Genomic DNA, 23,379 nt, shown 5'->3' with positions numbered 1-23,379 from the left:
GCCCCGGGTTTCCGGTTCGGTTAGCGTCCGGGCAGCGACAGGCGCGTACTGAGGGACAGGAGTGACCACAGTGACGGATGTGATCGTGGTGGGCGGCGGAGTCGTCGGGCTCACCACCGCTGTGACGCTGGCGGAGCGCGGCCTGCGGGTGCGCCTCTGGTCGCGTGATCCGGCCGGGGCGACGACCTCGGCGGTGGCGGGGGCGCTGTGGTGGCCGTACCGGATCGAGCCTGCGGAGCGGGTCGGCGGCTGGTCGCTGGAAACGCTGGCGGTGTACGAGGAGCTGGCCGCCGTACCGGAGGAGACCGGCGTACGGCGGATGCGGGGGCTGCACAGCGGTGAGCGGTTCGCGGCCCTGGGGACCTGGGCGGCGGAGCTGAAGGACGCGGTGGAGGTGCCCGAGGGGTTGCGGGTGACGCTGCCGCTGCTGGACATGCCGGTGCACCTGGCGTGGCTGGAACGGCGGCTGGTGGCGGCGGGCGGTGCGGTGGAGCGGCGGGCGGTGTCGGGGTTCGAGGAGGCGGCGGCGCTGGGCGCGGTGGTCGTGAACTGCACGGGGCTGGGGGCGCGCGAGCTGGTGCCGGACGCCGGGGTGTCACCGGTGCGGGGGCAGCTGGTACTCGTGGAGAACCCGGGCGTCGAGGAGTGGTTCACCCGGGCGGATCCGGCGTCCGCCGCGACGACGTACTTCTTCCCGCAGCCGGGGCGGCTGGTGCTGGGCGGCACGGCCCAGGCGGACGATCCGCGCACGGAGCCCGACCCGGAGACCGCCCGGGAGATCGTGGCGCGGTGTGCCCGGGTCCGCCCGGAGATCGCCGGGGCCCGGGTGCTCGGCCACCGGGTGGGCCTGCGCCCGGTGCGGGAGGCGGGGGTCCGGATCGAGACGGAGGCGCTGCCAGGTGGCGGCCTGCTGGTCCACAACTACGGGCACGGAGGCGCGGGCGTGACCGTGGCCTGGGGGTGCGCGCGGGCGGCGGCGGACCTGGTGGGCTGAGCGCGGGCGGGGACGGGCCGGCCCCGGGTGGTGCAACAGGGGCCGGCACCCTGCCCGGAGCCTTTGAACCCCAAGCCTTGACCACCCCTGAACCCCCCGAACCCCGAACGCCCGTGCCCCTGAGCCCCCGAACCTCCTGAGCCCCCGGAGCCCGCGGCCGGTGGGCGGTCGCGGGCTCCGGGGGTGGATGCCGGTGCTGTGGTCAGTCGGTGGGGCGCTGCTCCGCGACCGTGGTGCCCGAACCGCCCGACTCGTGCTTGTGGCGCTCGTCGGTGACCGTCGCGGTCCCGGGCCCGATGCGGATCTCGAAGTCGCCGTCGTACCTGGCGTGCCCCTCGATCACCGCGGACTCGACCGCCTCCACACCGAACTCCTGGCGGACGATCTGCGGGTCCTTGCGCAGGTCCCGCATCAGGGCCACGCACATGCCGGCCATCACGACGGTGAAGGGCGCGGCGACCAGGATGGTGAGGTTCTGGAGCCCCTCCAGCGCGTTCTCCTTGCCGTCCCCGATGAGCAGCATGATCGCGGCCACCGCCCCGGTCACGACACCCCAGAAGATGACCACCCACTTGCTCGGTTCCAGGACGCCCTTCTGCGAGAGCGTGCCCATGACGATCGAGGCGGCGTCCGCGCCGGAGACGAAGAAGATGCCGACGAGGATCATCACCAGGAGGCTCGTCAGGGTGGCGATCGGGTATTCGTTGAGGACGCCGAACAGCTGCGCCTCCGGGGTGTCGGCACCGGTGAGCTTTCCGGCCTCGTCCAGCTTCATCGCCGAGCCGCCGAAGACGGCGAACCAGATCAGGCTGACCGTGCTGGGCACCAGGATGACACCGCCGACGAACTGACGGATCGTCCGGCCGCGGCTGATCCTGGCGATGAACATGCCCACGAAGGGTGTCCAGGAGATCCACCAGGCCCAGTAGAAGACCGTCCAGCTGCCGAGCCAGTCGGCCACGTCACCGCCGCCGGTCGCCTCGGTGCGTCCGGCGAGCTGGCCCAGGTCGCTCAGGTACGCGCCGAGGGAGGTGGGCAGCAGGTCGAGCACGAAGATCGTGGGACCGGCGACGAAGACGAACAGGACGAGGAGCAGGGCCAGCACCATGTTGATGTTGGACAGCCACTGGATGCCCTTCTCGACGCCGGAGATCGCGGAGGCGACGAAGCCGACGGTCAGGACGGCGATGATCGCGACGAGAAGGCCGGTGCCGGCCTTCTCCAGCCAGTCCAGCTCCTGGATGCCGCTGCCGATCTGGAGCGCGCCGAGCCCCAGGGAGGCCGCCGAGCCGAACAGGGTGGCGAAGATGGCCAGGATGTCGATGACGCGGCCGAAGCCGCCGCGCGCGCGGCGCTTGCCGATGAGCGGCTCGAATACCGCGCTGATCGTCTGCCGCCTGCGCATCCGGTAGGCGCTGTAGGCGATGGCCAGCCCGACCACCGCGTAGATGGCCCAGGGGTGCAGCGTCCAGTGGAAGAGCGTGGTGGCCATCGCCGTCTGCATGGCCTCGGCGGAGTCGGCGGGGTCGGTGCCCGGCGGCGGGTTGCGGAAGTGGGCGAGGGGTTCGGCCACGCCCCAGAACATCAGCCCGATGCCCATACCGGCGCTGAACATCATCGCGATCCAGGAGATGGTCCGGAACTCCGGCTCCTCGCCCTCCTGGCCCAGGCTGATCTTTCCGTAACGGCTGATGGCCAGCCACAGGGCGAAGACGACGAAGGCCGACGCGGCCAGTATGAAGGCCCAGCCACCGTTGTGGATCAGCCCGTTGAGCAGCTTGCCGGACGCTCGCTCCAGGGAGTCGGTGGCGGTGGCACCCCAGATGACGAAGGCGAGGGTGAGGACCGCCGTGACGCCGAACACCACGCGGTCGGTGGTGGGAGTCCTGGTACTGACCGGATCGGGGGGAAGGTCCGCCGTGACCGACAGCCCCTCCCGCGCGTCCGCTGTCTGGTCGTCCTGGGACACAAAAGGCACCTTTCACCGAGTCTGAAGAACGCTCTCTGTAGGCAGTACCACACCTGCCACGAATCTCGAAGGATCAACAAGCAGTTCCGACTTGACCTTTTACGAGGTGATATGTCGCCCGTTGATCGAGAAGCAGCGGAATCAGGTTCCGAGCCGGCTGACGCAGGGGCACAAACACGCCATCCCCCTCCGGCCGGGCCCTGACACCGTGCAGAGCCAGCTGGTCCTTCACCCGGGCGTACTGGGCCGCGTCGAGCCGGTAGCCGCACGGCGGGTCGGCGATGATCTCGGCGGGCTCGGCCGGGTCGTTGTCGGCACCGCCCAGGTACACGGGCCCCCGGTCGGCGAGTCCCGTCAGCCGCGAGAGGGCGGTGGCCGCCCGGAGCCGCGCGCGCTGCTCCTCGGTGAAGCCGAACAGACCGCCGAGCGCGGTCAGCTGGGAGTGGACCCTGCGGCGCTGGTTGAGCGCCGGATCGGCCTTCTCCGCCTCGCTCAGCGCGTCGACCCGGGACTCGATGAGCAGGCCGACGGCGTGCTTGAGGCCCGAAGCGTTGCGCAGGATGCGTTCCTGGCCGTCCCCCGCGGTCTGCTTGATGGGCTCACCGGTGACCGGATCGGTCCAGATCCCGTAGTGGCCGCTGCTGTAGCCGTCCGCCGCCGCCGCGGTGCGGACATAGCGCTCGGAGAGGGTCCGGGCGGCGCCGTGGACCCGGTCGTCGACGTTCAGGTTCCGCGGCCAGAGGACGAACAGGTCCTTGTCGTAGTACGGCGGGGTCGCGCCGTACTCGTGCAAGTCGTAGATCACGTCCGGCCGTTCGTCGCGCACGACGGTGGCGATCGCCCGCGCCTCCGCGGTCTCCAGGCCGATGTGGTCCCGGTTCACATCGACGCCGTCGGCGTTTCCCCGGGTGTTCGCGGCGCGTCCGTCGGGGTTGGCCGTGGGCAGCACCAGCACGCGCGTACGGGACAGCAATGCGCGGGTCGCCCGGTCCTCGGCGAAGGCCAGGTCCCGGACCGTGGTCAGGCACGCCTCGCGCCCGGCGGGCTCGTCCCCGTGCTGACTGCAGATCAGCAGCACCGTGGTGGCGGTGGGACGCTCCCGACCGACGCGTACGAGGTGGAGGGGGCGGCCCTCACCGGTCGTGCCGATCCGGTCGACGGAGACCCGGTCGCTCCCCCGGTCCACCGCCGCGAGGAAGGCCCGCTCCTCCGCCTCGCCGGTCCAGCGAGCCCCGTAGCTCGTCTCGAACCCGGTGCGCGGCGGGCGGGGCGAGGCCTCCGCGGGTGCGATGGCCAACGGCAGGGCCAGGGCGGCGAGCGCCGCCGCCACGGCCGTCCGGCGTGTCACGCTCGCGCCGCGGCGCGTCGGAGCGCCCTCGTGCCGGGCGGGGCCCGGGTCGGGCGCGAGCCACGGGTGCGGGCTGAGCATACGGAGTGCGCGAGCGGCGCGAGGGGTCATCAGCGGCTGCCTCCCGGGATACGAGGGCGGGCACCGGACGCCCGCCGCCTGTCGGCGTGTGCGGACGTTACCCCGGTCAACTCCCGGGCAACAGGGGGCGATCACTGCCGTCCGTGACGACGGAACGGCGATCGTGTGACAGGGGTGCCCGGAAATGGCCCGCCCTGCCGCCGCGGCTGAATAGCCTCGTCATGACAGGTCGGAAGATCATCCATTCCGACCGGGTCCCAACCGCGTCCCGACCGTCTGGAGCTTGCGTGCACCGCAGATTCATCGTCCCCAGCGCACTGGCGGCCACCCTTCTGCTGGCGATCCCGGCAGCGGCCTCACCGGGCACCGTGGGCGCCCCGGGTATCGGCGCGGCCCTTCTACAGCCCGAGGCAGTTCGCGAACGGCGCCAACGTCTCGGTCGTCGTCCATGAGATCGCCCACCAGTGGTACGGCAACAGCGTGTCGGTCGACGGCTGGAAGGACATCTGGATCAACGAGGGGTTCGCCCGCTACAGCCAGTGGCTGTGGTCGGAGAAGGAGGGCGAGGGCACGGCGCAGGAGCTGGCGGACCACACGTACGCCCAGCACCCGGCGGACGACCCGTTCTGGCAGGTGAAGCCGGGTGACCCGGGCTCGGAGAACCAGTTCGACATCGCCGTCTACGACCGGGGCGCGCTGGCCCTCCAGGCGCTGCGCAACGAGGTCGGCGACGACGTGTTCTTCGAGCTGCTGAAGGGCTGGCCGGCCGAGCACGCGTACGGCAACGCGAGCGTGGGCGACTTCGTCCGGTACGCGGAGCGGGTGTCGGGCAAGCCGCTCGCCACGCTCTTCGACACCTGGCTGTACCTGCCGGCACGCCCCGCACTCCCGGCGGCGGCCGACGCGGGCATCGCCAGGAGCGCGCTGTCGGCGCGGTCGGCGGCGCGGGTCGAGCGTCCGGCGTCCTGGAAGAAGATCGCGCAGACGAACACGGTGCACGACCACGGGGGCCGTGGCGCCCACGGCGCTGACGCGGACCGGGTCCACGCGGGCCACCACCGCTGACGCGGACCGGGTCCCCCCCCCGGGCCGCGACCACCGCTGACCCGCTGTCGGGGCCTACGGAGGTACGCCGGGGGTCGTCGGAGCGGCGAAGTTCAGCCGTTCCGGCGGCCCCTGGTGGCGTGCCTGGCGCGGCCCGCCCGCGCCATCGGCAGGTACCGCAGCCGTTCGGGGAGCGCCGGGACAACCGCCCGCACCACCGCGCAGAGCCGCCGCAGCCGCTTCTCCTGCGCCGCCGTCCACGGCAGACCGATCGCCGCGCGGGCGTCCGGCGGCATGAGCCCGATGGTGACGAACCGCCGGAACCGGGCCAGCGGCGGCAGCAGCACCGGCCACAGGGCGCGAAGGATCATCCTCAGCGGCCACGGGCCACGGTCCGGCGGGGGCACCGGCTGGTCGACGTCGACCAGCTCCCGCACCACGACCGTCGCCTCGATCTCCTCGGCGAGCATCTTCTCCCAGTACGGCCAGAACTCCTCGATGGTCTGGGGCATGTCCCGGTCGTGGATGCCGAGAATCCGGCCGACCCGGAGCCACTCCGCGTACAGCGCGCGCTCCTGGGCGGGGCTCATCGGCCGGATCAGATAGCGGGCCGCGTGCTGGTAGACGGGAAACCCGGTGGCGTGCACCCAGGCGTAGTTGGCGGGCGTCAGGGCGTGGTAGCGGCGGCCCCGCGTGTCGGTGCCCTGGATGGTGCGGTGCAGTCGGCGCAGCCTGCGGCCTTCCTCGACGGCCTCCGCTCCGCCGTACACCCAGAGCTGGAGCGAGCGCAGCGAGCGTTCGCCGCGCCCCCACGGGTCCGTACGGAAGACGGAGTGCTCGTCCACGCCCGCGCCGACGGCCGGGTGGGCGACCTGGAGCGTGAGGGCGGCCGGCAGCATCAGCAGGGCACGGATGTCGCCGGACAGGCTCCAGAGCACACCGCCCGGCGGTGGCGGCTCGGGGTCCCTCTCGTCGTTCGCCCTGCTCATCCGGTACTCCCACGGTCCCGGCGGGCCTGCCGTGTGCTGCCCGCCCCGTCCCTCCATGATCCCTCGCGGACGGGAGAGCGGGTGCGGTGGGGTCCGAGGGCGCCGACGGGCCGGTCAGTCCTGGTCGTACACCGTCACCGCCGGGCCGGCGGATATCAGGCGTCGCTCGACCAGCGGCTCGATCCTGGACCACTTGCCGCCCGCGAGGCCGCAGCCCGTACGCGGCATATGGACCGAGGCCCCGAGCTCGCCCGCCCGGACGGCCACCGCGCCCAGGGCCGCGTCGATGGCCTCGTACCGCACGGCCACGCCATCGCTGCCGGTGCGCATGCCTCGCTGGCCGATCATGTTCGCGACCCAGAGATACGCCCCCACCTGGACGAACTGCACCGCGCCCAGGCCGAACCCGTTGCCCGCGCGCTCCCGGTGCCAGCGGCGGTAGGCGGCGTCCGGCTCGGGCCGGCGGCGGGAGAGGGCGAGGACGAAGCCCTTGCCCCAGCCTCCGAGGTCGTTGCAGACGTGGACGATCAGCTTGACGCCCTTGCCCTGCGGGGCCGTGCCGTCCCCCCGTACGTAAGTGATCTCCGACATGACCTCACCGTACGGCCCGCCACTGACAACGCGGCCGGGGTGGACGCGGTCGCCCCGGTGCCGGAGACTTTCACAGTACTGGTGAGACAGCAGGACTGTCCGATACGAGTTCGACTGCGGGGAGCAGAGATGGCGACGGGGACCGGCGAGCCGACGCTCACGGTGGACGAGCTGGCGGCACGCGCCGGTGTCACCGTGCGCACCGTGCGGTTCTACAGCACCCGGGGCCTGTTGCCGCCCCCGGTCATCGGGCCGCGCCGGGTCGGGCACTACGGTCCCGATCACCTCTCCCGGCTCGCGCTGATCGAGGAGCTCCAGCACCAGGGGATGACCCTGGCGGCCATCGAACGGTATCTGGAGCAGCTGCCGCCCGACCTGAGCGCCCATGACCTGGCGATCCACCGGGCGCTGGTGGCGTCCTGGGCTCCGGACAAGACCGAGGACCTGTCCCGGGCCGAGCTGGAGCGGCGGGCCGGGCGGGCGCTGTCGGAGGCCGATGTGGAGCGGCTGGCGGCGATGGGGGTGCTGGTGCGGCCGCCGGATGGGGGCGGGGCCCACCGGGTGGACCTGGGGCTGCTGCGGCTCGGGGTGGAGTTGCTGGACGTGCCGATCGCGCACGAGACGATCCTCGCGGCCCGGACCGTGCTGCTGGAGCACACGCGTTCCGCCGCCCAGGAGATGACCCGGCTGTTCCGGGACGAGGTCTGGAATCCCTACCGGGAGCGCGAGGGCGACCCCGAGCATGTGGCTGCGATGAAGTCGCTGTCGGCTCACATGCAACCGATCGTGGTGCAGGCGCTGGTGACGGCGTTTCAGCGGTCACTGAAGGAGGAGCTGCGGGCCGCGTTCACCGCCGAGTGACGGTGAACGCGGCCCGCGGGCAGCTCACTCGGGCGCTCAGTCGTGGAAGGTCTCGCCCTTGTCCGCCTTCTCCACGAGCAGTGCGGGCGGCAGGAACCGGTCGCCGTAACGCTCGGCGAGTTCCCGGGCGCGGGCCACGAAACCGGGCAGGCCGCCCTCGTAGCCGTTGATGTACTGGAGCACGCCGCCGGTCCACGGCGGGAAGCCGATGCCCATGATGGAGCCGATGTTGGCGTCCGCGACGGAGATGAGGACGTTCTCCTCCAGGCAGCGGACGCTGTCCAGCGCCTCGGAGAAGAGCATCCGCTCCTTCATGTCCTCGAACGGCACATCCGTGTCCGGCTTGGCGAAGTGCTCGCGCAGTCCGGGCCACAGGCCGACGCGCTTGCCGTCCTCGTCGTAGTCGTAGAAGCCCGCGCCGCCGCTGCGTCCGGGGCGGCCGAACTCGTCGACCATGCGGTCGATGACCGCGTCGGAGGGGTGTCCGGGCCAGGCACCGCCCGCCTCCTCCACCGCGCGCTTGGTCTCGTTGCGGATCTTACGGGGCAGGGTCAGGGTCAACTCGTCCATCAGGGAGAGGACCTTGGCCGGGTAGCCGGACTGGGCGGCGGCCTGCTCGACGGATGCGGGCTCGACGCCCTCGCCGACCATGGCGACGCCCTCGTTGATGAACTGGCCGATGACGCGCGAGGTGAAGAAGCCGCGCGAGTCGTTGACGACGATCGGCGTCTTCTTGATCCGGCGCACCAGGTCGAAGGCGCGGGCCAGCGCCTCGTCGCCGGTCCGCTCGCCCTTGATGATCTCGACCAGCGGCATCTTGTCGACGGGCGAGAAGAAGTGCAGCCCGATGAAGTCGGCGGGGCTCGCGACGCCTTCGGCGAGGACGGTGATCGGAAGGGTGGAGGTGTTGGAGCAGAGCAGGGCATCGGGTTCGATGACGTCCTGGATCTCCTGGAACACCTTGTGCTTGAGGGCGGTGTCCTCGAAGACGGCCTCGATCACCGCGTCGCAGCCCGCGAGGTCGGCCGCGTCGCCGGTCGGGGTGATCCGGGCCAGCAGCTCGTCGCGCTTGGCCTCCGTCGTACGGCCCCGGGAGAGCGCCTTGGCGAGCAGCTTCTCGCTGTACGCCTTGCCCTTGGCGGCCGCCTCGGTGGAGACGTCCTTCAGGACGACGTCGATCCCGGCCTTGGCGCAGGAGTAGGCGATGCCCGCGCCCATCATCCCGGCGCCGAGGACGGCGACCTTGCGGACCGGGCGCTCGGGGATTCCCTTGGGGCGGTTGGCACCGGAGTTGACGGCCTGGAGGTCGAAGAAGAACGCCTGGATCATGTTCTTGGAGACCTGGCCGGTGACCAGCTCGGTGAAGTACCGGGCCTCGATGGTCAGGGCGGTCTCGAAGTCGACCTGGGAGCCCTCGACGGCCGCCGCCAGGATGTTGCGCGGCGCGGGCATGGGCGCGCCCGCCAGCTGCTTCTTCAAGTTGGCCGGGAACGCGGGCAGGTTGGCGGCGAAACGCGGGTTGGAGGGGGTACCACCGGGGATCTTGTAGCCCTTGACGTCCCAGGGCTGCTGCGACTCGGGGTTCGCGTCGATGAAGGCATGGGCCTTTGCGAGCATCTCCTCGCGGGTGGCGGCGACTTCGTGGACGAGACCGTTCTCCAGAGCGCGCTGCGGGGTGTACTGGGTGCCCTGGAGCAGCACCTTGAGCAGCGCGTCGGCGATGCCCATGAGGCGTACGGCGCGGGTGACGCCGCCGCCCGCCGGGAGCAGGCCGAGGGTGACCTCGGGCAGGCCGATGCGGGAGCCGGGGGCGTCGAGGGCGACGCGGTGGTGGGAGGCGAGCGCGATCTCGTAACCCCCTCCGAGGGCAGCCCCGTTGATGGCGGCGACGACGGGCTTGCCGAGGGTCTCGATGCGGCGCAGCGAGCGCTTGATGGCGGTTCCGGTGTCGAAGGCGGCCTGGGCGTTCTCCGGCCCGACCTTGATCATGTCCTTGAGGTCGCCGCCCGCGAAGAAGGTCTTCTTGGCGGAGGTGTAGATGATGCCGCGGATGGAGTCCTGCTCGGCCTCCGCCCGGTCCGCGACGGCGGCGATGGAGTCCTTGAAGGCCTGGTTCATCGTGTTGGCGGACTGGTTGGGGTCGTCGAGGACGAGCGTGACGACGCCGGTCTCGTCCTGTTCCCAGCGGATGGTGGTGCTCTCGGTCATGTCGGTTGTCTTCTCCGTAAGCAGGGGTGGCCGGGGCGGGACGGTCAGATGCGTTCGACGACGGTCGCGACGCCCATGCCGCCGCCGACGCAGAGAGTGACGAGGCCGAACCGCTGGTCGCGGCGCTCCAGTTCGTCGATGACGGTGCCGAGGATCATCGCGCCGGTCGCGCCGAGGGGGTGGCCGAGCGCGATGGCCCCGCCGTTGACGTTGACCTTGTCCAGGGAGAGGCCCATGTCCTTGACGAAGCGCAGGACGACTCCGGCGAAGGCCTCGTTGATCTCGACGAGGTCGATGTCGTCGATCGTGAGACCGGCCTTGGCGAGCGCCTTGCGCGTGGCGGGGGCGGGACCGGTGAGCATGATGGTGGGCTCGGAACCGGAGACCGCCGCGGAGACGATGCGGGCGCGCGGGGTGAGGCCGTATCGCTCGCCGACCTCCTGGGAGCCGATGGCGACGAGGGCGGCGCCGTCGACGATGCCGGAGGAGTTGCCGGCGTGGTGGACGTGGTCGATCTTCTCGATCCAGTGGTATTTCTGGAGCGCCACCGCGTCGAATCCGCCCATGTCGCCGATGGCGGCGAAGGACGGCTTGAGACCGGCGAGGGAGTCGGCGGTGGTGCCGGGGCGCATGTGCTCGTCGTGGTCCAGCACGAGCAGGCCGTTGCGGTCCTTGACCGGGACGACGGAGCGGGCGAACCGGCCGTCCTTCCAGGCCGCGGCGGCACGCTCCTGGGAGAGGGCGGCGTACTCGTCGACATCGCGGCGGCTGAAGCCCTCGATGGTGGCGATGAGGTCGGCGCCGATGCCCTGCGGGGCGAAGCCGGTCTCGAAGCTGGTCATCGGGTCCATCGCCCAGGCCCCGCCGTCGGAGCCCATCGGCACCCGGGACATCGACTCGACGCCACCGGCGAGGACGAGGTCCTCCCAGCCCGAACGGACCTTGGCGGCGGCGAGGTTGACGGCCTCCAGACCCGAGGCACAGAAGCGGTTCTCCTGGACGCCGGCGACGGAGTCGGGCAGCCCGGCCGCGATGGCGGCGATGCGGGCGATGTCGGAGCCCTGGTCGCCGAGCGGGCTGACCACGCCGAGGACGATGTCGTCGATGGCAGCCGGGTCCAGGTCCGGGAAGCGGCCCTGGATCTCGTGGATGAGGCCGACGACCAGGTCGATCGGCTTGGTGCCGTGGAGGGCGCCGTTGGCCTTGCCCCGGCCGCGCGGGGTGCGGATCGCGTCGTAGACGAATGCTTCGGTACTCAAGACAGCTGCCTTTCGGGGGTGGTGAAGAACGGGGGGAGCCAGGAGGGCTCGGGCTCGGGCGCGCGCACGAGGGTCCGGGCGTCAGGCGAGCAGCGACCGGCCGATGATCTCCTTCATGATCTCGGTCGTTCCGCCGTAGATGGTCTGGATACGGCCGTCGGTGAACGCCCTGGCCACCTTGTACTCGCTCATGTACCCGTAGCCTCCGTGGAGTTGGAGGCAGCGGTCGGCGACGCGCTTCTGGAGTTCGGTGGCCCACCACTTGGCCATGGAGGCGTGGACGGCGTCGAGGACGCCCTCGGAGTGGTCGACGATGCACCGGTCGAGAAAGGTCCGGGTGACGGCGCACTCGGTCGCCATCTCCGCGATCTCGAAGCGGATGTGCTGGAGCTTGGAGAGCGGGCGTCCGAAGGCCTCACGCTCCTTGACGTACTGGGTGGTGATCTCCAGCAGGTGTTCGGCCGCGGCGATCCCGGCGACGGCTATGCCCATGCGCTCCTGGGCCAGGTTGGTCATCAGATGGACGAACGCGCCGTCGCGCTCTCCGAGGAGGTTCTCCTTCGGCACACGGACGTCGTCGAAGAACAACTCGGCCGTGTCCTGGGACTTCTGGCCGATCTTGTCGAGGTTGCGGCCCCGCTCGAAGCCCTCCGCGCCGCGCTCGACGACGATCAGGGAGAGGCCCTTGGCACCGCCCTCGGGGGTGGTCTTCGCGACGACGATCACCAGGTCGGCGAGGATGCCGTTGGAGATGAAGGTCTTGGAGCCGTTGAGCAGCCAGTGGTCGCCCTTGTCCTCGGCGGTGGTGCGGATGCCCTGGAGGTCGGAGCCCGCGCCCGGCTCGGTCATGGCGATGGCGGTGATGGTCTCGCCGCTGCAGAAGCCGGGGAGCCAGCGGCGCTTCTGCTCGTCGGTGGCGAGGCCGGTGAGGTAGGGGCCGATGATGTCGTTGTGCAGGCCGATCGCGAGGCCTGCGGCCCCGGCGCGGGTGAACTCCTCGGCGAGGACGGCGCTGTAGCGGAAGTCGGTGGAACCGCCGCCCCCGTACTCCTCGGGGACGGCGAGGCCGAGGAGCCCGGCGCGTCCGGCGGCGAGCCAGGCGTCGCGGGAGACGATGCCGTCCTGCTCCCACTGTTCGTAGTGCGGGAGGACCTCCTTGGCCAGGAAGGCCCGGACGGTCTCGCGGAACGCGTCGTGCTCCTCGGTGAAGATCTGCCGTTGCACGGGGTCTCCTAGGGGTGTCGTGTCGGTCAGGCCGGGTCGGGCCGGAGCCCGGGTACGTCCCAGTCGGCGGCGACGGCGGCCGTGTCGGCGCCGGGTTGCGCGGGCCCGCTGCGTACCGAGACGGGGGTGGCCGAGAAGCGCGGGGCGGGGGCGGGCTGGGTGAGGCCGCCGTGCTCGACGAAGGTCGCGCGGGCGGCGAGGTGGGGGTGGTGCGGGGCCTCACGGAGCGAGAGCACGGGGGCCACGCAGGCGTCGCTCCCGTCGAACGCCTCGGCCCACTCGGCCCGCGTACGGGTGCGGAAGCGGTCGGCGACGGCGGTGCGCAGTTCGTCCCAGCGGGTGAGGTCGCCCCGGTCGGGGGCGGTGTCCGCGAGGCCGAGGAGTTCGATGAACTCGGCGTAGAAGCGCTGTTCCAGGGGGCCGACGGCCATGTACTGCCCGTCGGAGGTCTCGTAGGAGCCGTAGAACGGGCAGCCGCCGTCCAGCAGGTTCGCGCCGCGCCGGTCCTGCCAGCCGCCCGCGGCCAGCATGCCGTGGATCATCGTGGCGAGGTGGGCGGCGCCGTCGACGATGGCGGCGTCGACGACCTGGCCCTCGCCGTGGGCGCGGGCGTGCTGGAGGGCGGCGAGGACGCCGACGACGAGGTAGAGGGAGCCGCCCGCGTAGTCGCCGACCAGGTTGGCGGGGACGGTGGGCGGCTCGTCCGGCTTGCCGATCATGGAGAGGGTTCCGGTGAGCGCGATGTAGGAGATGTCGTGCCCGGCGCGGTCGGCGAGCGGCCCGTCCTGCCCCCAGCCGGTCATCCGGCCGTAGACCAGGCGCGGGTTACGGGCGAGACAGGCCTCCGGCCCGACACCGAGGCGTTCGGCGACGCCGGGGCGGTAGCCCTCGACGAGGATGTCGGCGCGCTCGACGAGGTCGAGGACGCGGGCCGCTCCGCCGTCACTCTTGAGGTCGACGAGGACGGAGCGTTTGTTGCGGTTGGTGAGGTCGTAGGCGGGGTCGATGCCGAGCCCCGCGCCACCGGGCCGGTCGACGCGTACGACGTCCGCCCCGAGGTCCGCGAGCAGCATCGCCGCGAACGGTCCGGGGCCGATGCCCGCCAGCTCGACGACACGGACACCGGTCAGCGGGCCGTGCTCGATGCTTGCCATCCGTGAGCCCCCAGTGGTGTGACACAACTGATGTAACACCTGCGATGCTAAGAATGCGCCCGGCTCCGCACAACCCCTTGGCCCGAGCAAGCGCTTAGTTCCTCTCCTTCGCGATCCTCTCGCATCCGCACCTCCCGGGCACACGCCACCACGGCACCGTCCGCTAGCCTCTGCCTGCCACATCGGCACCCGTCCCCCTGCGGAGGTACTCGTGAACAGGCAGAACGACGTGACACGCCCCTTGGACGTCGTCCTTTTCGGTGCCACCGGCTTCGTGGGGACGCTCACGGCCGAATATCTGGCGGCCCACGCCCCCTCCCGCCTCCGCTGGGCGCTGGCGGGCCGCAGCCCGGCCAAGCTGGAGCGGCTGCGGGAACGGCTCACCGCGATCGATCCGGACTGCGCCGGGCTGCCACTGCTGGAGACAGACGCGGACGACCAGAAGGCGCTGACCGAACTGGCCGCCTCCACACGGGTGGTGGCCACGACGGTGGGCCCGTACATCCGTTACGGCGAGAAGCTCGTGGCCGCCTGCGCCCGGGCCGGGACGGACTACGTGGACCTCACCGGAGAGGCCGAGTTCATCGACCGCACCTACCTCGACCAGGACGCGCGGGCCCGGGAGACCGGGGCGCGTATCGTGCACGCCTGCGGCTTCGACTCCGTCCCGCACGACCTGGGGGTGTACTTCACCGTCCGGCAGCTGCCCGAGGACGTCCCCCTGGCCGTCGACGGCTTCGTCCGCACCAACGCGGTGTTCTCCGGCGGCACGTTCGCCTCGGCGCTGACCGCGATGGGCCGGGGCACGCAGATGGTGGCCGCGGCCCGGGAACGCCGTCTGCACGAGCCGCGCGTGGTGGGCCGCCGCGTCCGCACTCCGCTGGGCACCCCGCACTTCAGCGCCGCCACCGGCGCCTGGGCGCTGCCGCTGCCGACGGTGGACCCGACGATCGTGGACCGCTCCGCACGCGCCCTGGAGCGGTACGGCCCCGACTTCCGCTACCGCCACTTCGCCTCCGTCAAGACCCTGCCGATGGCCCTCGGCGCTCCGGTGGCCATCGGCGGCCTGGTCGCGGCCGCGCAGGTCGAGAGCGTACGGGAGTGGCTGATGGGCCGTTACGAGCCGGGCCGGGGACCGGACGAGGAGCGCCGCGAGCGGAGCTGGTTCACGATCCGCTTCGTCGGCGAGGGCGGCGGGCGGCGGGTCTTCACGGAGGTCTCCGGCGGCGACCCGGGCTACGGCGAGACGGCGAAGATCCTTGCCGAGTCGGCGGTGTGCCTGGCCCTGGACGACCTGCCGGAGACCTCGGGGCAGGTCACCTCGGCCGTGGCGATGGGCGACGCGCTGCTGGAGCGGCTGACGGCGGCGGGGCTGCGGTTCCGGGTGGCGGCGGTGCGGTAGGCACTGCCCGGCCGGTGCTGACAACGCTCGTGGTCGGTAGACCCAAAGCCTGACGTCGTACTGCCGTCGTTGCCCGAAGGGCGGGCGGCCGGTGGTCCTGGAGTGGGGCGAGCACGGCCTAGTGCCACGTGCGGGCGTCGGACCGTGCCAGGTCTTCGCCGATCAGCCGGTCCGACCGCACGGTCAGCTGGGACAGCAGCCTGCTCGCCCGTCGGCTCAGCCGGTCGGACGCCGGGGCTCGACCGCACCCCGAACACACCCTGACCGGCGGCGAAGGCACCGCGCGGGGGCGGTGTTCCCTCTACCGGCGCGCCGCGACGATCGCCGAGCTCGTGGGGGTGGTCAGCACTTCCGTGGCGTCCAGGTCCGGGTGGGTGAGGTAGAAGAGGCGCAGTTCGTCCACCTCGCCGAGGAAGCGGGGCGGCCAGTCGGGGGACGGGGTGAAGTCGTCCAGGAGGAGCAGGCCGCCGGGGGCGAGCAGGTCGATCACCCGCTGGGCGTCGTCGCGCTTGCCGCCGCCATCGCAGAAGAAGACGTCGAACGGGGCGTGCTGTTCGAGCAGCCGCCAGTCCCCGGTGAGCACACTGACGCGTTCGTCGTCCGCGAAGACACCGGCCGCCCGGCGGGCCAGTTCCTCGTCGCGCTCCACGGTGACCAGGCGCGCACCGGTGGCGAGGCCGCTGTGCAGCCAGGCGGTGCCCACTCCGGAGCCGGTGCCGCTCTCGGCGATCACTCCGCGGGGTTTGGCGGCGGCGGTGAGCTTGAGGAGCCTGCCCACTTCGGGGATGCAGCTCTTCGTGAACCCGGCCTCGGCTGCGACGCTTTCGGCGGCGGCCACCCTGGGGGGAACCCCACGTCCGGCCACGGTCAGATCTCCTTGAGGGTCCGTCGGCACAGGGCGTCCGCCCGGCGGGTGGTCTCCGGCTGACGGTAGCGGCCGGAGAGGCGCAGGATGTGGGCGCAGGCGTTGTCCAGGCTGACGCGGTGGCCGACGGAGACGAAGACGGGGTTGGTGTTCTCCTGGGTGCGCAGGGCCCGGCCCACCACCTCCTCGCCGTCCACCAGCGGGGAGGAATCGCCGCGCCGGGGGCCCGGGGCCTCGTAGGTGAAGGTGAACGGGTTCTTGCCGACCCCGATCACCGGCAGTCCGGTGAGCACGCCCAGGTGGCTGGCGAGCCCGAAGCGGCGGGGGTGGGCCAGTCCGTAACCGTCGCAGACGACGAGGCCGGGGCCCTCGCTCAGCCCGTCCAGGGCCTCCAGCACCGTGGGGATCTCCCGGAAGGCCAGCAGCCCGGGGACGTACGGGAAGGTGACCCGGCCGACCGCGGTGGCCTCGTCGACCGTCTCCAGCGTCGCGGCGTCCAGGACGACGGCCGCCGCGACGACGACGTCCTTCTCGTCGTCGTAGGCCACGTCCACGCCGGTGACCAGCCCCGTTCCGGGCTCCGGACCCGGCTCGTCCAGGATCACCCGGTCGCGCAGCCGGTCCTGGATCGCCCGGCCCTCGGCTTCGTCGGCGGGGGTCTCATGGGCGGGGGTGGGGGAGGTCGTCATGTGCGGCAGCTTATGCGGTGGCGGGCGGGCGTCCGATACGTGGTTCCCGGCGGGCCGGGAACCGGCCCTCGGCCATCCCGTAGCCTGACGATCATGTTCGTACTCGAATTGACCTACACGGCTCCGGTCGAGCGCGCCGACGCACTGATGGAGGAGCACATCGCCTGGCTCGACGAGCAGTACGCGGCGGGCGTCTTCATCGCCTCGGGCCGCAAGATCCCCCGGGACGGCGGGGTGATCCTGGCCGTGGGCGACGACCGGGCTGCGATCGACAGGATCGCGGCGGCCGACCCCTTCGCCGCGCACGGCGTGTGCGCGTACCGGATCACCGAGTTCATCGCGACGAAGACGGCTCCCGAGCTGGCTCCTTATCGCAAGTAGCCGACGGTGCGCCGGCCCGCTCAGGGCCGGTCGGAGGGTGCCGGTGCGAGTCCGGCTCCGTCCGCGGCCCGCCTCGCGTCGTGGGCCAGCAGCGCCAGCTGGATGCGGTTGTCGAGCTCCAGCCTGGCCAGGGCGCTGGACACCGTGGCCTTGACCGTGCCCACGGAGAGGAACAGCCGCTCGGCGATCTCCGCGTTCGAGAGGCCCTGGGCCACGGCGTCCGCGATCTCACGTTCGCGCGGGGACAGCGGAGCGAGCCGCCGGGCCGCCTCGGCCGTCCGTACGTCCGCCCCGCCCCCGGCCGCCGCGTGGTCGATCAGGGCGCGGGCGGCGGAGGGGGAGAGGACCGGTTCGCCGCGGGCCGCGCGGTAGACGGCCTCGACGATCTCCTCGGGGTCGGTGTGCTTGAGGAGATAGCCGGCGGCGCCCGCCCGCATCGCCCGGACCACCAGCCCGTCGGAGTCGAACGTGGTCAGGACGATGACGCGCGGCCCGGGAGCGGGCGGCGCAGTGCCGGGCGGCGCGTGCGGATCGGTGCCGGGGCCTTCGTCCGGTGCGCTTCCGCTGCCGTCGGTTCCTCCGCGCGCGGCCGCCCCCGCCCCCGCCGCCGTGAGCTCCTGCGTCGCCGCGATCCCGTCCATCACGGGCATCCGGATGTCCATCAGCACCACGTCCGGCGCGCTGTCCCGCACCGCCCCGGCCACCGCCGCGCCGTCCGCCACCTCGGCGACGACCTCCACTCCGGCCGCCCCGCGCAGCATCAGCCGCAGCCCGGCGCGGACCAGGGCGTCGTCGTCGGCCAGCAGCACCCGAAGTCATCAGGCTCCTTCGGTGTCATGACGCCGCCATGACGTCGCCATGACTCTCGTTCCACGACCGGCTGGCACGCCGCAGGCCACGGGTCAGGACCACGGTAGCCGGGCCAGCAGGGTGAACACACCGTCCCGGCTGCCGTGCTCAAGGGTCCCGCCGTCCAGCTCCACCCGCTCCCGGAGCCCGGTCAGTCCGGAGCCCGGGGCTCCGGCGACCCGTACCGTCACCCGGGCGCCCGGGACGTGCTTGCGGGCGTTGGTCAGGCCCTCCTGGATCAGGCGGTACGCGGTGCGCTGGACCTGGGGGCGGGGGAAGGGCGCCCCCTGCCCTACCGCCTCCGTCGCGTCGCCCTCAGTGCGCAGGTCGACCTGCTGGCCCGCCGCCCTCGCCTCGTCGAGCAGCCGCGCGATGTCGCCCGTCCTCGGCTGCGGGGCCGCCGCGCCGCCGGTTCCCGTACCGCTCCCCCGGGAGCCGTCCTCGCCCCGTTCCTCGGTCCCCTCCTCGGAGTCGGAGCGGAGCACGTACAGCACATCGCGCAGATCCTCCAGCGCCTGGTACGCGTTGTCCCGGACGACCTGCGCGGTCTCGGCCATCTCGGTGTCGCTGAGAACTGGGCCCCGGCCTGCCCGCGCCTGTCTCGTGCGGTAGACCAGCGCCCCTGCGTGCACGGACAGGAGGGAGATCCGGTGGGCCAGGACGTCGTGCATCTCCCGGGCGATGGCGGTCCGTTCGGCGCGGCGGCTGTCGGCGAGCCGGCGGGCGTGCTCCGCCCGTTCCCGGTGTGCGTCCTCGTGCAGCTTCAGCACCAGCAGGCGGCGGGCGCGCAGGGCGGCGGCGGACGGCCGGTGGGCGGTTGCCTCCGGGTGGCTGCTGGGACTGGCGGTGGCGGCCGCCGCGATGGCGGGGGTGTGCACGCTGGTCCTGACCCCCCGAACGCCGGTACGTGCCCCGCGGCGGCGGTTCCGGCCGCTGGGCAGCCGGGTGCTGACGGGGCGGCCGGTTCTGCCGACGACCCCGACGGGGGCGGTCCTCGGCAAGGAGCTGCGGCAGTGGTGGCGCGACCCCTGGCGCTCGCTGGAGCTCCAGTGCGGCGCGTGGACCGGCCTGTTCATCGGGGTGATCGGGCTGATCTCCGGGGTGCCGCAACTCCTGCCGTTCGTCGGGCTCACGGTGGCGCTGATGGCCGCGCTGACCGCGTGCAACCTCCTGGGGCAGGACGGAACGGCCGTCTGGCTGACGGTGGTCGGGGCGGACCGCGGAACCGTACGCGCGGACATCCGGGGCCGTCAGGCGGCGCTGCTGCTGCTCTTCGGCCCGGTGTCGTTCGTCCTGACCGCGGCCTTCACGCTGATCTCGGGGCAGCATCAGTTCTGGGCGCTGGCGCTGGCGCTGCTCCCGGCGGTGCTGGGAAGCGCGGTGGGGGTGGCGGTGCTGCTGTCGGTCGTCGCGGCCACGCCGGGCGTCGACCCCAAGTACCGGGTCGGGCCGAACGACGCCGGGGACGTCTCGTACCAGATCTGGTTCGGTCTGTACGGGACGCTGCTGCCCGTGCTGCCGACCGCCGCCCTGGCCGTGCCCGCCCTGGTGGGCGGTCATACGGTCCTGGCGTGGGCGGCGGTCCCCCTCGGCCTGCTGAACGGCACGGCCGTCGGGTGGCTGCTCGGCCGTCTCGCCTACCGGCGGCTGGACGCGCGGCTGCCGGAGACCTTCGTGCGGCTGCGGTACGGCAAGTCCATCGCCTCCCAGCAGCAGCCCGCGGGCAACGGGTGGCAGGACCGGATGGAGCGCGGGGCGGTCAAGGGCAACCAGGAGCGGAAGCCGGTCGGAACGTAGGGGGCGCGGGGCCGCAGGCGGTGAACGCCCGCCCTGCGGACCCCGCGATCCCCTAGATGAAGCCCAGCCGGGCCACCCGCCCCTTCTCGCCCGACGCCCAGCAGCCCAGGTCGGGCGTGCAGTCGACCGTGTCGTACGAACCGGTGTCGACGGTGCGCCAGGTGCGCCCCGCGTCCAGCGTGAGGTCGGTGCCGGTCGGGCCGACGGCGAGGGCGGCGGAGCGGGTGTAGGGCAGCCAGGTGACGCCGGAGCGGTAGGCGGGCGGCGGGGCGGCGGACTGCCGCCAGGTGCGTCCGCCGTCGCCGGTGGTGGCCGCGGCCCGCGGGGATGCCTGGTCGGGGCGGTAGTCCCCGCCCACCGCGATGCCGTGCGCCCGGTCGCGGAAGGCGACGGCGAAGACGCCGCGGGCCGGGTCGCCCGCCGGGAGGGTCGACGCGCTCGCCGTCCAGGTCCGGCCCCGGTCGCGGGAGTGCAGGACCCGCGCGGTCTCCGCTCCCCCGGTGGTCAGCCAGACGTCCTTGGCGCCGGAGCTGGCCAGGCACTGGCCGCTCGCGGCGAAACCGGCCTCGCCCGGCAGGGCGTCGGGCATCCCCGCATCGGGCAGGACCCGCCAGGAGCGGCCGCCGTCCGCGGTGGACAGGACCCGGAACTTCCCGTCCACCGGGTCGCCCGCGGCGAGGCCGTGGCGGCTGTCGAAGAAGGTCAGGCAGTTGTAGAAGGCGCGGGGATCGGTGTTGCGGAAGGACTCCGTCCAGGTGGCGCCCCCGTCGTCGGTGCGCAGGACCCGGGAGGCCTCGCCCTCGCCGATGGCCAGGGCGACGGCCCGGCGGGCGTCGAACGCCTCGATGTCCCGGAACTCCAACTCCCCTGCCCCCGGCGGCGATACATCGCGCCAGTCCCGTCCGCCGTCGCCGGTGCGCAGGATCGTGCCCTGTGATCCGGCGACCCAGGCGGTGGAGCGGCTGACCGCGGCGAGCCCGCGGAAACGGGCCTCGGTGCCGGTGGCGGTGAGCTTCCAGCCGGGCAGTGGTCGGGGCGCGGCCGCCTCCCCCCGTACGGTTGCCCCGGCCGGCGCCGCGTGCGCGCCCGGTGCGACCAGTGCGGCGGCCAGTGCGACGCCGCCGGTCACCAGTGCCATCAGCCGTCTCGTGTTCCCCATGGCCTTCATGGCGCTGGAAGCTAGCCCACGGGCCCGGGCCCGTCCAGGGTGCGTCGCCGGGAAGCGGGCAGGAGTGCGGGGGTGCGGGGGGGCGACGTGCCGGAGCCGGGCGGGCCGGTGGGCGCGGCGGTTGCCGGTGACGCAGCTCACGCCGCACGCCGGTGCACGGATCGTGGAGTTCCGTCGTCTACTCCAGTGCCGGGAAGCGTTCACCCAGCAGCAAGAGGGAGCAGGTCTTGTCCAGCGTTATCGAGCAGTCCGTGCAGGCCCGCATGGTCGCGTCCGCACCGCGGATGGAGACCCTGCCCGCCACTCTGCAGTACGACCGCCAGTACCCCTTCGCCGTACGCATGGCGTTCCCGGCCCCGGCGACCCTGGAGGGCACCGAGGTGTCCTGGGAGTTCTCCCGCGAGCTGCTGACCACCGGGGTCGACTCCCCCGCCGGTGAGGGTGATGTACGGGTGCGGCCGTTCGGCTACGAGCGGACGGTGCTGGAGTTCCACGCCCCTGAGGGCATCGCGATGGTCCATGTGCGCACCGACGAACTGCGGCGCTTTCTGCTGCGGGCCGAGGAGCTGGTGCCGGTGGGCGAGGAACACCGCTATCTGGAGCTGGACCGGGGTCTGACCGAACTGCTGGGCGGCTCCTGCTGACGCCCGCCGTGCCGGACCGGCCGTAAATCCGGTTGCCGGGCCCGCGCCCCGGCCCTACTTTCGAGATGTCCCTGGTGTCGTCGATCGGAGTAGGACGTTGCTGATCTGAGGTCCTGTGCACACCGTGCAGCGCCCGCCGCGCCTTGTCGTGGCCCAGAGCGCCCGTGTGCGATCTCAGCTTCTCCAGCCGTCCTTCACCTCTTCCTCGACGTACCCGGGAGCTCCGCGTGCCTGCGACCGATACCCACATCAGCTGTACCTCCCTCTCCTTCTCCTGGCCGGACGGCACCGAGGTCTTCCGGGACCTCGACCTGGCCGTCGGCCCCGGCCGCACGGGGCTGATCGGGCTCAACGGCTGCGGCAAGTCGACCCTGTTGCGGCTCATCGCGGGTGAACTCGCCCCGCTCGACGGCCGGATCACCACCCGGGGCGGGCTCGGCCATCTGCCGCAGACGGTGACGTCGGACACCGCCCTGCGGGTCGATCAGGTGCTCGGCATCGCGGAGCGGCGGGCGGCGCTGGACGCCGTGGAGTCGGGCGATGCCCGCGAGGAGCACTTCGCGGTGATCGGTGACGACTGGGACGTGGAGGAGCGGGCCCGGGCCACGCTGGACGGGCTCGGCCTGGGGTCCGTCGGGCTGGACCGCACCATCGGCGAGCTGTCCGGCGGCGAGTGCGTCCTGCTGCGGCTGGCCGCGCTGCTGCTGGCCCGCCCCGGGGTGCTGCTGCTCGACGAGCCGACGAACAACCTGGACGCGTACGCCCGGCGGCGGCTGTACGACGCGGTCGACGCCTGGACCGGTGCGCTGCTCGTGGTCAGCCACGACCGGGAGCTGCTGGAGCGGGTCGACCGGATCGCCGATCTGCGCGAGGGGGCGGTGACCTGGTACGGCGGGAACCTCTCGGCGTACGAGGCGGCGCTCGCCGTCGAGCAGGAGGCGGCGCAGCGAACGGTGCGGGCCGCCGAGTCGGACGTCCAGCGCCAGAAGCGCGAACTGGCCGAAGCCCACATGAAGTCGGCCCGCCGCAGACGCTACGGCCAGAAGATGTGGGACACCAAGCGGGAGCCCAAGGTGGTGATGGGGCAGCGCAAGCGGTCCGCCCAGGAGTCGGCGGGCAAACACCGCGTCCTGCACACCGAACGCCTCGCGGCGGCCCGGGAGCGGCTCGACGAGGCGGAGCTCGCGGTACGCGAGGACGAGGAGATCCGGGTCGAGCTGCCGCGGACCCGGGTGCATCCGGGCAGCGAGGTGCTGCTGCTCCGGGAGCCGGCGCCGCCCTACGGTCCGCCGCTGCGGGGCGGGTTGACGGTGCGGGGACCCGAGCGGATCGCGCTGACCGGGCGCAACGGCGCGGGCAAGACGGCGCTGCTCCGGACGATCGCGGGTGAGCTGGCGCCGCTGTCCGGCGAGGCGAGCGCACTGGTCGAGACGGGGTTCCTCCCGCAGCGGCTGGATGTCCTGGACGACGCGGCGTCGGTGGCGCGCAACGTGGCGCGGGCGGCCCCGGGCAGCACCGAGAACGCGGTCCGGGCGCGGCTGGCGCGGTTCCTGTTCAAGGGGGCGGCGGCGGACCGCCCGGCGGGGACGCTGTCGGGCGGGGAGCGCTTCCGGGCGACGTTGGCGACGCTGCTGCTGGCCGATCCGGCGCCCCGGCTGCTGCTGCTCGACGAGCCGACGAACAGCCTGGACCTGGCGAGCGTACGGCGGCTGGCCGAGGCGCTGGGGGCGTACGAGGGGGCGCTGATCGTGGCGAGCCACGATGTGGCGTTCCTGGAGTCGATCGGGATCACCCGCTGGCTGCGGCTGGACGGTGAGCTGCGGGACACCACGCCGGAGGAGGTGCGGGCGGGGCGGTGAGCG

20 protein-coding genes and 1 pseudogene are annotated in these 23,379 nt (G+C 72.6%); 8 read left to right on the top strand and 13 right to left on the bottom strand.

Translation table 11 applies throughout. From position 1 onward, the window contains the following. Window positions 1-61: 61 nt before the first annotated feature. Window positions 62-994 carry an FAD-dependent oxidoreductase gene (locus ACZ5WC_RS25440; protein WP_468542971.1) on the top strand — a complete coding sequence of 311 codons (933 nt, stop codon included), beginning with the start codon at window positions 62-64 and terminating at the stop codon, window positions 992-994. Window positions 995-1,196: 202 nt separating this feature from the next. On the opposite strand, the gene ACZ5WC_RS25435 is transcribed toward ACZ5WC_RS25440, so the two are convergent. Further along, a complete protein-coding gene (locus ACZ5WC_RS25435) occupies window positions 1,197-2,963 on the bottom strand; it encodes a BCCT family transporter (RefSeq protein ID WP_468542970.1) in 1,767 nt (588 codons plus the stop codon). A 73-nt stretch (window positions 2,964-3,036) separates the two neighbouring features. Then, window positions 3,037-4,422, bottom strand: coding sequence for a M14 family metallopeptidase (locus tag ACZ5WC_RS25430; protein ID WP_468542969.1), 1,386 nt, complete (start codon window positions 4,420-4,422; stop codon window positions 3,037-3,039). 357 nt (window positions 4,423-4,779) lie between these two features. Between ACZ5WC_RS25430 and ACZ5WC_RS25425 the strand changes: the two are divergent. After that, window positions 4,780-5,457, top strand: a pseudogene (locus ACZ5WC_RS25425) (M1 family aminopeptidase); the annotation flags it as partial. Window positions 5,458-5,549: 92 nt separating this feature from the next. Here ACZ5WC_RS25425 and ACZ5WC_RS25420 read toward each other — a convergent pair. Both ACZ5WC_RS25420 and ACZ5WC_RS25415 read right to left on the bottom strand, forming a co-directional pair. Then, complete coding sequence (locus ACZ5WC_RS25420) at window positions 5,550-6,425, bottom strand: oxygenase MpaB family protein (RefSeq protein WP_468542968.1); 876 nt, start codon at window positions 6,423-6,425, stop codon at window positions 5,550-5,552. 114 nt (window positions 6,426-6,539) lie between these two features. Next, complete coding sequence (locus ACZ5WC_RS25415) at window positions 6,540-7,016, bottom strand: macro domain-containing protein (RefSeq protein ID WP_468542967.1); 477 nt, start codon at window positions 7,014-7,016, stop codon at window positions 6,540-6,542. Between the two features lie 129 nt (window positions 7,017-7,145). Here ACZ5WC_RS25415 and ACZ5WC_RS25410 point away from each other — a divergent pair, with 129 nt between their 5' ends. Beyond that, window positions 7,146-7,877 carry a MerR family transcriptional regulator gene (locus ACZ5WC_RS25410; protein ID WP_468542966.1) on the top strand — a complete coding sequence of 244 codons (732 nt, stop codon included), beginning with the start codon at window positions 7,146-7,148 and terminating at the stop codon, window positions 7,875-7,877. A 36-nt stretch (window positions 7,878-7,913) separates the two neighbouring features. Here the strand turns inward: ACZ5WC_RS25410 and ACZ5WC_RS25405 are convergent, their stop codons facing one another. The 4 genes from ACZ5WC_RS25405 to ACZ5WC_RS25390 form a co-directional block, all read right to left on the bottom strand. Next, window positions 7,914-10,085: a 3-hydroxyacyl-CoA dehydrogenase NAD-binding domain-containing protein gene (locus ACZ5WC_RS25405; protein WP_468542965.1), complete on the bottom strand. Its 2,172-nt coding sequence runs from the start codon at window positions 10,083-10,085 to the stop codon at window positions 7,914-7,916. Between the two features lie 44 nt (window positions 10,086-10,129). Beyond that, window positions 10,130-11,344 (bottom strand): acetyl-CoA C-acetyltransferase, encoded by a 1,215-nt coding sequence (locus tag ACZ5WC_RS25400; protein WP_468542964.1) that lies wholly within the window; start codon window positions 11,342-11,344, stop codon window positions 10,130-10,132. 81 nt (window positions 11,345-11,425) lie between these two features. Further along, complete coding sequence (locus tag ACZ5WC_RS25395) at window positions 11,426-12,568, bottom strand: acyl-CoA dehydrogenase family protein (protein ID WP_468542963.1); 1,143 nt, start codon at window positions 12,566-12,568, stop codon at window positions 11,426-11,428. Between the two features lie 26 nt (window positions 12,569-12,594). Beyond that, the gene (locus ACZ5WC_RS25390) at window positions 12,595-13,722 is read right to left on the bottom strand and encodes a CaiB/BaiF CoA transferase family protein (protein WP_468542962.1); all 1,128 of its coding nucleotides are present in this window, start codon (window positions 13,720-13,722) and stop codon (window positions 12,595-12,597) included. Between the two features lie 211 nt (window positions 13,723-13,933). On the opposite strand from ACZ5WC_RS25390, the gene ACZ5WC_RS25385 reads away from it, so the two are divergent. Next, entirely contained in the window at window positions 13,934-15,124 is a 1,191-nt protein-coding gene (locus ACZ5WC_RS25385; protein WP_468542961.1) for a saccharopine dehydrogenase family protein, read from the top strand. Window positions 15,125-15,425: 301 nt separating this feature from the next. Here ACZ5WC_RS25385 and ACZ5WC_RS25380 read toward each other — a convergent pair whose 3' ends face one another. Continuing rightward, window positions 15,426-15,989, bottom strand: a complete 564-nt coding sequence (locus ACZ5WC_RS25380) for an O-methyltransferase (RefSeq protein WP_468542960.1) — start codon at window positions 15,987-15,989, stop codon at window positions 15,426-15,428. 2 nt (window positions 15,990-15,991) lie between these two features. After that, a complete protein-coding gene (locus tag ACZ5WC_RS25375) occupies window positions 15,992-16,678 on the bottom strand; it encodes an endonuclease V (RefSeq protein WP_096629431.1) in 687 nt (228 codons plus the stop codon). A 93-nt stretch (window positions 16,679-16,771) separates the two neighbouring features. Between ACZ5WC_RS25375 and ACZ5WC_RS25370 the strand changes: the two genes are divergently transcribed. Continuing rightward, window positions 16,772-17,059 (top strand): YciI family protein, encoded by a 288-nt coding sequence (locus ACZ5WC_RS25370; RefSeq protein ID WP_468542959.1) that lies wholly within the window; start codon window positions 16,772-16,774, stop codon window positions 17,057-17,059. A 20-nt stretch (window positions 17,060-17,079) separates the two neighbouring features. On the opposite strand, the gene ACZ5WC_RS25365 is transcribed toward ACZ5WC_RS25370, so the two are convergent. Both ACZ5WC_RS25365 and ACZ5WC_RS25360 read right to left on the bottom strand, forming a co-directional pair. After that, on the bottom strand, window positions 17,080-17,820 hold the full coding sequence (locus tag ACZ5WC_RS25365) for a response regulator (protein ID WP_468543042.1): 741 nt from the start codon (window positions 17,818-17,820) through the stop codon (window positions 17,080-17,082). Window positions 17,821-17,961: 141 nt separating this feature from the next. Further along, window positions 17,962-18,786, bottom strand: coding sequence for a sensor histidine kinase (locus tag ACZ5WC_RS25360; RefSeq protein ID WP_468542958.1), 825 nt, complete (start codon window positions 18,784-18,786; stop codon window positions 17,962-17,964). Here ACZ5WC_RS25360 and ACZ5WC_RS25355 point away from each other — a divergent pair. Beyond that, window positions 18,755-19,705 carry a hypothetical protein gene (locus ACZ5WC_RS25355; protein ID WP_468542957.1) on the top strand — a complete coding sequence of 317 codons (951 nt, stop codon included), beginning with the start codon at window positions 18,755-18,757 and terminating at the stop codon, window positions 19,703-19,705. The two genes, ACZ5WC_RS25360 and ACZ5WC_RS25355, sit on opposite strands and share 32 nt — an antisense overlap. Before the next feature lie 52 nt (window positions 19,706-19,757). On the opposite strand, the gene ACZ5WC_RS25350 is transcribed toward ACZ5WC_RS25355, so the two are convergent. Continuing rightward, window positions 19,758-20,873: a WD40/YVTN/BNR-like repeat-containing protein gene (locus ACZ5WC_RS25350; protein ID WP_468542956.1), complete on the bottom strand. Its 1,116-nt coding sequence runs from the start codon at window positions 20,871-20,873 to the stop codon at window positions 19,758-19,760. 227 nt (window positions 20,874-21,100) lie between these two features. On the opposite strand from ACZ5WC_RS25350, the gene ssgD reads away from it, so the two are divergent. Continuing rightward, window positions 21,101-21,517, top strand: a complete 417-nt coding sequence (gene ssgD, locus ACZ5WC_RS25345; protein WP_468542955.1) for a spore wall synthesis regulator SsgD — start codon at window positions 21,101-21,103, stop codon at window positions 21,515-21,517. A gap of 227 nt (window positions 21,518-21,744) precedes the next feature. Next, the gene (locus ACZ5WC_RS25340; protein WP_468542954.1) at window positions 21,745-23,376 is read left to right on the top strand and encodes an ABC-F family ATP-binding cassette domain-containing protein; all 1,632 of its coding nucleotides are present in this window, start codon (window positions 21,745-21,747) and stop codon (window positions 23,374-23,376) included. The last annotated feature ends 3 nt before the right edge of the window (window positions 23,377-23,379 follow it).

The organism is Streptomyces sp. NPDC033165 (genome assembly GCF_055577965.1).
Note: the sequence above shows the minus strand (reverse complement) of the source record. Positions and strands in the feature narration are given on the sequence as shown.